We start from the raw sequence: 7,820 nt of genomic DNA on the forward strand, positions 1-7,820 counted from the left end.
CTAGCCGAATCTCCGTCTCGCGAGAAAAGCGGACTGCCAAAATACCGCCCCGGCGCTGCATCACACCGGCGCATCAAACAACTAACACGGGATTGCTTGAAATGAAATACCAAGTCGCCTGCCTGGCCATGCTGCTATGCGCGTCGCATGCCTTCGGCGCATCGTTCGACTGCGCGAAGGCGGCATCAGGCGTTGAAAAAGCGATTTGCGCCGACCAGTCCCTGAGCTCACTCGACGATCAACTCGCGGAGCAATATCAGAACACGCTCGTCAACCTGACCGCCGATGAAGCGGCGACCACGCGCAAGGCACAGCGCAGCTGGCTGATCGAGCGCAATGCATGCGCGTCGCAGGCCGCGAGCGCGCGTGACTGCTTGAAGCAGAGCATGACGCACAGGCTGACAACGCTGCAAACGCTCGGCAATAGCGGTGCCAAAGCGCTGGACCAAGCGATCGCGCAGATCCCGTCCGATCCAACGGATGCCGCAACGCGGCTGCGCGCCTATCACGGCGGCCTTGCGTCCGCGTGGCTCGTTTATCTGCATCAGTTCGAGCCCTCGGCAGGCGTGACCGATGCGCAAGCGCAGGCCCGCCACCAAGAAGCCGTCGCCGCGCTGGCCGACGATTCGTTCGCGCAGTCTCTACTGCAAGACGTCGAGAAGGACCCGAAGATCAGCCGCGCTCAAAAGGTGCTGACGTTGCTGCGCATGCAGATCGAACGCGCAAGCTACGACACCGGTCGCCCCTATGTGCACTGCTTCGTGTTCGCCCGCCAGGGCAATGCGGCTTACGACGCGATGGGCGCGTTGTACGGTTCGACCCGCGATGGCTCCGCGCCCGTGTGCGAACCGAGCGGCAATCTGTTCGAGCTGCCGGCGTGGAAGCGTCTCACCGATGCGTTCCAACCACTAGTTGAGGCGATCGCCACTCAAGGTGGCACCATGCGTTTCGCGTCGTATGCCAGCCTTGCGGTACTACAACTGCGCGCGACTGTGTCGCCGCGAGACTTCCTCACACCGGCCCTGCGTAAGGACGCGACCGATCCCACCGGGAATCTCCGTGACTGGAACGACAGCAAGGATTGGCCCGACGCACAGCGCAAAGCCGCGCTGAAGGCGCTGCCCGACACGGTGTCCGCCACCGCAGGCTGGCTGCACGAGCAGCGCGGGCTGCCGGAACAGCAAGCGCAGCAGGCGGCGAAAGCGGTTGTCTTCAACTGGGTCAATACACAACTCGAGCTTGCGGGCGATTCGCTGGAAGCGCTGGATAAATGATCAGCTGGCGCGGGACAGGCTGGCAGCGAACGGCCGCGTTGGGTAATCTAAAGATCGGCTCGAATCGCTAGGATCGTGGCGTTTCCTCTGACTCTTTTTTCCACTATAAAAAGGACGTAATCATGAAGAACCCGTTCCTCGTGGCGTCCGCGGTTGCGGCGATAGCCCTGGCCGCATGCGGCAAGAGCAGCGATGAATCGCCCGCCCCTGCGGCGTCGGACGCGGCCGCCCCTGCGGCTTCGAGCGAACCCTCGACTGCGGCTGCCCCCTGGGGTCCTGCAGCCAGCGCTGGCGCTATTCCCGCGCCACCCCCTGCCCCCGCTGCGTCCATCCCGGCGCCGGCTGCTCCCGATATGACCGCTTCGACGCCGGAGCCCACGCCTTCGGTCACGAGCGGCCCAACGTCCACTCCGACCCAGGAAGGAGGCGGGGGTCACGGCGATATGCCCCAATAAGCCCGGTCAGCAAACCGTGTCGGCTGCGTGCGGCGCGAAAGGAATCGGTCGCGTAGGGGTGGCGATATCTGCCAAGCGGAAAACCTCCGCCGCCCTGGTACCCTGCAACGCCGCGCAGTGGCTTATGACGAACTCGCCAACGCCACGATCTCCCCAATCGCCCGCTCGAACACTTCGACGGGCTGCCCCCCGCTCACCAGATAACGTCCGTTGAAAATCACCGCAGGCACCGACTGTATGCCCATCGCGCGATATTCCTGTTGTTCGGCACGCACTTCGTCGGCGTACCTGCCGCTTTCGAGCACTTCGCGCGCCTGCGCTTCGTCAAGTCCGACCGATTGCGCCGCATCGATCAACGTGCCGTGCTGGCTGGGGTCCTTGCCGTCGGTGTGATAGGCCTTCAGCAGAGCCAGCTTGAGCGGCACCTGCCTCCCCTCGATCCCAGCCCAATGCAGCAGCCTGTGAGCGTCGAAGGTGTTGTACACACGCGGACGTGATCCGAACTCGAAACCCACGGCGGCACCGCGCTCACGGATCATCGCCTGCGTCTCCGCGATCTGTTCCGGGGTGCGTCCGTATTTCTTCCCAAGATATTCGACGATGTCCTCGCCCCCCGCCGCCATATCGGGATTTAATTCGAACGGATGCACGGTCATGCGTGCATCGACGGTATCGCCCAGACGCGCGAGCGCCTCATTGAGCGAGGAGAGTCCGATCGCACACCATGGGCAGGTGACATCGGAGACAAAATCGATTTGAAGCGGTTGTGCGGTCATTGCTGCCTTCTCAGATCATCTATCCAGCTGGCCTGCGGGCTCCTTGCCAGCGCCAGCCTGGAGCGTAACGCGAATTGACGATCTGCGTGTGGCAGGGCAACAGCGTGTCTCCCCTAAGAAGAAACGACAGCAATCCGCGCGCCTCTCCTTCGCTCAATGCGCCGGTGCCGACGCCAGCGCCGACTCGGCGCGTCGCAGCCACTCGCGGTTGTGTTCGCGCGCGAATCGCGGCCAATGCTTGCCGTCCTGCACGATCTCGCGAAACAACTGCTCGGCACGCCGGCGATCCGCCTCGTCCGGCTGCACCGCGAGCCAATCCGCGAACAAACACCGGGGCGCGGCATCGCTCGCGCACGCCAACGCGCCTTCGAATGCGGCACGAGTGCCCGGTGCGCCGAGCGCAGCAAGCGTGCGCGCGTAAAGCAAAGCCGGCTCCGCCTGATTGCGCTGCTGCGGATCCGCGGCAAACAGACGCGCCAACGTAACGTCCGCCGCAGCGTAGCGATCCAACGCGAACTGGGCCCGTGCCAAGCCGAACAGCAACGCAGGATCGTCAGCAAACGGGCCGTTTGCCGCAGCGTCGTAATGCTCGATCGCCTCGTTCGCCTGCCCCGCTTCCAACAATGCTGCGCCTAGCCGCATGCGGCTCGCCACGGTGGGCGCACGATCGAATTGCGCGCGGCTTTCGCGCACCGCGCGATTCGGATCGACGAATTGGGTAATCGCTCGAGCAGCAACATAGGCCCCGCGCGACTGGCGCAGACTCGGCAGGTAAACGGCGACGAAGTAAACGAGGCTGCCGAGCATCGGGAACGCGAAAAGCACGAACAGCCAATAGACGTTCTGCTGATGACGCACCGCGTGCACCGCGAAATAAATCGCGACGATGACGTGCAGACCGATTCCAAAGAAATAAGGCATGGCGTTCGTTCGTTTCTCGTGTCGGATACTCAGGCTATCAGGCTATCAGGCAACCGCCCGATAGTTGGCAATGTCGCCCAGGCCGCTTAAGCCACACTTAAGGAATCGCCCAAAACGCAGGCGCCGCTGCCTGCCCCTTTCTTCGCCATACCGGGCGAGCGGTTCGCGCTGCGCGCCGATCGGATGCACCGCAAGACGAAGCCGCCGCTCGCACTAGTGAAGCTATTGAAAGTGCTGGATCGTCACCCCGATTTGCTGGAAGAGGTTAGAGCTGCCTGAGGCAAATCCCAGCTTTAGCCAGCATCCCCAACGAGAGCGGCCGGGCGAATTGCGTTTTGATCAACGCAAGCACCTGATTGGTCGGGTCGGGCTCGCTCCCCGATGAACTGCCCGCCGGCCCATTGAATGCGCTGATCGATGCCAGCGGCACAGCCGGCAGCGACGATAACGTGTCGAGTGTACGTCGAGCGCCGCCTTAAGCGCTCGCGCGGATCGGCGGAAACGAGCTGCTCGCGTTGCGCGCGCATCAATGCCCCCGCTGCTGGTTCGAATGCGAGGCCTCAAGCCGCCCGCCCTAACAGATCGAGCAAGCCCCGGTATTCCGCGCACACATCGACAAGCCTGCGCACCCACGCACAAGTATTTCCAAAAATTACAGCCTTATATTACAATTCGCCTTCAAAAGAAAAACCCGATATCAACGCGGTCGCGCACGGAGCCCTTGAATGAGTTCGGTTTCTTCGTCGTCTGGCAGTTCGACTATGCAACCCACGCCGATCCAACAGGCGGCGCAATCGATCCTCAGCGGAGCCACGGGCTCGTCGCTCGACGTGAACACGCTCGTCCAGGCGCTCGTGATCGGAAAAACCGCCGGACACGCCGCCGCAATCGCCCGTCAGCAACAAAGCAGCAATGCCATCCTGTCGGCGCTCAGCACGATCAAATCCGCATTGTCCACCCTGAAGGCATCACTCACGGGCCTCGCCGACGGCAGTCTCTTTTCGCAGTTCGCCGCCACCGCCAGCGGCAAAGGCATCACGGCGACGGTCTCGGCCGGCGCGGCCGCCGGCTCGTATTCGATTAACGTCGAACAACTCGCCACAGCGAATCAAATTTCTTCGAAGGCGTATGCGCACGATGCCGCCCTCGGCACGGGCACGCTGACGATCGGTGCCGGCGACGCCTCGATGTCGATCGAGCTCGATTCGAACAACAATACGCTCGCCGGCGTAGCGGCGGCAATCAACGGTTCGTCGAAGAATCCCGGCGTGACGGCCGCGGTGGTCAAAGGCAGCGACGGCGAGCATCTCCTGCTCACGTCGAAGCAAACGGGGGCGGCCAACACGCTATCGATTTCGGCCGGCACCGGCGTGGACGCCGGCTTCGACATGGCGAACTTCAAACAAGTCACGGCCGCTCAGGATGCCAAGCTGACGGTGAGCGGCAACACGGCCACGAGCGCCAGCAATATCGTCAAAGACGCACTCACGGGCGTGACGCTCGCGTTGACATCGGACGCCGTGGGCACGACGCAGACGGTCAGCGTCAATACCGATACGACCGCCATCGGCAAGGCCGTGCAAAGCTTCGCCGATGCTTATAACGCGTGGGTTTCCGCCCAGAAGTCCCAATCGTCCTACGACCCGGCGGGCAAGTTCGCCGCTCCCCTGCTCGGCGATTCGATGCTCAACTCGGCGGTCAACCGCATCGCCGGGATCCTGTCGAGCGGGGTCACCGTCGGTGGCAAGACGTACAGTCTCGCGCAGATCGGCCTCGATCTAAAACACGACGGCACGCTCGATTTCTCGGCTTCCAAGCTGCAATCGACACTCGCCGCCGATCCGACGATGGCCTCGTCGGTGTTCAACGGAACGAACGGGATCGGTCAGCAGTTGGACAAGCTGCTGAGCGAGTACACGCTGTCGACCATCGGGCAGATGGACAAACGCACGGCCTCGATCAATGCGGATCTATCATCGCTCGCGAAGCAGCAAAGCGATTTGGCGACGTATCAGCAAACGCTGACCTCGCAGTACAACGCGGAATTCACTGCACTCAACCGGCTACTGACATCGATCAGCAACAGCAAGACGTATTTGAACCACCTGTTCGGCGGCGATGGATCGCCCGGCGCCTTGAACAAGCGGTAATTGATCGGGCGCTGGTGCGGCCGTCACTCCTGAACCAGAATCGTCACTCGCCGGTTGGCGGCGCGCGCGGTCGCATCGTCGCCAAGTACAAGCGGCACGTTGTCCGCCCGGCCGATCGCGGAGAGCCGGTGCGGCTCGATGCCCTTCTCCACAAAGAATCGAACGACCGCCCCCGCCCGCGCAGCCGATAGCTCCCAATTGGAGGCGTATTGCGCGTTCGAGATCGGGACGCTGTCGCTGTGCCCTTCGACGAGAATATTCTTCGCCGAATGCGTCTGAAGCACTTTCGCCACGCGGTCGAGCACGTCGATCGAATCGGGCAGTAACCGCGCGTCGCCCGACGTGAAGAGAATCTTTGCGTTGATCGCGATCTCCACGCCCTGGGGCGAATCGGCCACCGTGATGGCATGCTCGTCGCTGAGCGGCTTCAGCAACGCCACGAGCGCAGCGCGGGCCGCGGCCTTGCGCGCATCGGCGGCCTGCGTCGCATTTGTCGCGGCCTGCACGCGCGTGCTCGCCCCCTGCGCTTCCAACGCCTTCGTCTGCAAATCGCGGTCTTTCGCGAGTTCAAGCACGTAAAGCGCCAGAAAAAACACCATCAGCGTCGTGATGAGGTCCGCGTAGGAAATGAGCCAGCGCTCCGAGTGCTCTTCCGCCTGATCGTGCGCGTCATACCCCGCCTCGCTCGAGGTGACGCGTTTGCCGTCCGCCAACGTACTCATCTGGCATTCGCTCCCTTCATAGGTATCGGATGTGCATCGCCGCGACGATCAGGCGAGCGATTCGGCCGCGCGCTCGCGCACTTCGGCTGCCAGGCGCGTCTCGATCATCTGCGGCGTTTCCTTGCGCGAAATCGCAAGCAAGCCATCCATGTAGAGCCGCCGGAAGCGCAGTTCGCTGTCCACCTGCGCCTTGATCTTGCCGTACAGCGGCAGGAAGACGAGGTTGGCCAACGCGAGGCCGTACAACGTCGCCGTAAATGCCGTAGCGATCCCGCTGCCCAGTTGTGCCGGTTCCAGCACATGCCCCGTGACATGAATGAGGCCGAGCACGGCGCCGAGGATGCCGAACGTCGGTGCGTAACCGCCCGCCTGCTGCCAGATGCGGGCCGCGGCCATCCGATTGCGTTCGTAGGCCGCAATTTCGCGATGCAGCGCGTCCTCGAGCACAGCCGTCGGCACGCCGTTCGCAAGCAATTCCAACCCGCGCTTCGCAAATGCGCTGATGCCGGTCGCGTCGATCGATTCGAAAGCGAGCATGCCGTTCAGCTTGGCTTGATCGCCCCACTCCAGTAAGGTCGACAAGCTGTCCCGGTCCACCTGGCGTGCCTTCATGAACGCCAGATGAAGTTGTTTGATGCCGTCGAAGAAGCGCGCCCATGTGTTCTGAATCATGACCGCGCTCAAGGTGCCACCGAGCACGATCACGAATGCTTCGCCCTGGATCAGCGTCGTGAAGTGTCCGCCTTCGAGCCAAAAACCCACGCCGATGGCCGCCGCGCCGAATAGCGCGCCGATGATGGTTAGCAAATCCATAAGGTCTCCAAACGATCCGTTTTTTGCAGTCCTGACGGCCGGCAAAATCCGCAGGCGCCGCGATTACCACGGCGTCGCGGCACGCATCACGCTTCGCGGCTCATCCGAACCGGTGCCTGGCTGTTCGCCGCCTTGAGCTCGCGAATGCTTTGGAGGAAACGTTGCTCGATGTCTTCCACTTCGGCTGGGTCGACCTTCAGATCGCGCCGCATCACCCACGACACTTCGTTCTTGCGCGCCTCGGTCATGACGGAGAAGAGTTTTTCGACGATGGCTTGATCGCCCATCGATGCCGCAAGCTTCGCCAGATCATAGGTATCGGTCCCGCTCACCACGTCGAACAGCGTACGGTGGTCGACGAACTCGATGTCTTCGATCGATTTGACGTCGCCGCTGCCGCGTGCGCGCTTCGCGAAGTAGCTGACGCCCTTCTCTTCCACGTAGTGCAGCACCTTCGTCTTGCGGAACGCGAACACGTCTTCGGCGATTTCGTCATGCGACAGCTTGTTGAGCAGCATCTTGCGCTCGACGCCGACCAGCGCTTCCAGATCGGCAAGCTCGATCAGTTCGAGCTCGCTGTTGATGGCAATATCGAGATCCTGATCCGCCACTTGCTGAGCGCGCTCGGTAATGCGAGCCGGATCGAACGTCACCACCTGGCGGTTCGATGCCGCATCACCCCCGAAGCGGGAATTGCCGCTCAGGTGCT

7 protein-coding genes and 1 pseudogene are annotated in these 7,820 nt (G+C 62.6%); 3 read left to right on the top strand and 5 right to left on the bottom strand.

The window, feature by feature from the left end; genetic code table 11:
- The first annotated feature begins 101 nt into the window (after positions 1–101).
- On the top strand, positions 102–1,274 hold the full coding sequence (locus ACTHL0_RS00925) for a lysozyme inhibitor LprI family protein (protein ID WP_440564680.1): 1,173 nt from the start codon (positions 102–104) through the stop codon (positions 1,272–1,274).
- 577 nt (positions 1,275–1,851) lie between these two features.
- On the opposite strand, the gene ACTHL0_RS00930 is transcribed toward ACTHL0_RS00925, so the two are convergent.
- The gene (locus tag ACTHL0_RS00930) at positions 1,852–2,505 is read right to left on the bottom strand and encodes a DsbA family oxidoreductase (RefSeq protein WP_440564681.1); all 654 of its coding nucleotides are present in this window, start codon (positions 2,503–2,505) and stop codon (positions 1,852–1,854) included.
- Between the two features lie 153 nt (positions 2,506–2,658).
- Positions 2,659–3,426: a tetratricopeptide repeat protein gene (locus ACTHL0_RS00935; RefSeq protein ID WP_440564682.1), complete on the bottom strand. Its 768-nt coding sequence runs from the start codon at positions 3,424–3,426 to the stop codon at positions 2,659–2,661.
- Between the two features lie 192 nt (positions 3,427–3,618).
- On the opposite strand from ACTHL0_RS00935, the pseudogene ACTHL0_RS00940 reads away from it, so the two are divergent.
- Together ACTHL0_RS00940 and fliD are read left to right on the top strand one after the other, a co-directional pair.
- Positions 3,619–3,705, top strand: a pseudogene (locus tag ACTHL0_RS00940) (type II toxin-antitoxin system MqsA family antitoxin); the annotation flags it as partial.
- 446 nt (positions 3,706–4,151) lie between these two features.
- Positions 4,152–5,576 carry a flagellar filament capping protein FliD gene (fliD, locus tag ACTHL0_RS00945; protein ID WP_440564683.1) on the top strand — a complete coding sequence of 475 codons (1,425 nt, stop codon included), beginning with the start codon at positions 4,152–4,154 and terminating at the stop codon, positions 5,574–5,576.
- Between the two features lie 23 nt (positions 5,577–5,599).
- Here the strand turns inward: fliD and ACTHL0_RS00950 are convergent, their stop codons facing one another.
- The 3 genes from ACTHL0_RS00950 to ACTHL0_RS00960 form a co-directional block, all read right to left on the bottom strand.
- Positions 5,600–6,298: an OmpA/MotB family protein gene (locus tag ACTHL0_RS00950; protein WP_440564685.1), complete on the bottom strand. Its 699-nt coding sequence runs from the start codon at positions 6,296–6,298 to the stop codon at positions 5,600–5,602.
- 48 nt (positions 6,299–6,346) lie between these two features.
- On the bottom strand, positions 6,347–7,111 hold the full coding sequence (locus ACTHL0_RS00955; protein WP_440564686.1) for a flagellar motor protein: 765 nt from the start codon (positions 7,109–7,111) through the stop codon (positions 6,347–6,349).
- Between the two features lie 86 nt (positions 7,112–7,197).
- Positions 7,198–7,820 (bottom strand): FliG C-terminal domain-containing protein (locus tag ACTHL0_RS00960; protein ID WP_440564687.1); only part of this gene is annotated, 623 nt, incomplete at its 5' end.

The sequence above is a fragment of the Trinickia sp. genome (assembly GCF_051961175.1).
Classification (GTDB): domain Bacteria; phylum Pseudomonadota; class Gammaproteobacteria; order Burkholderiales; family Burkholderiaceae; genus Trinickia.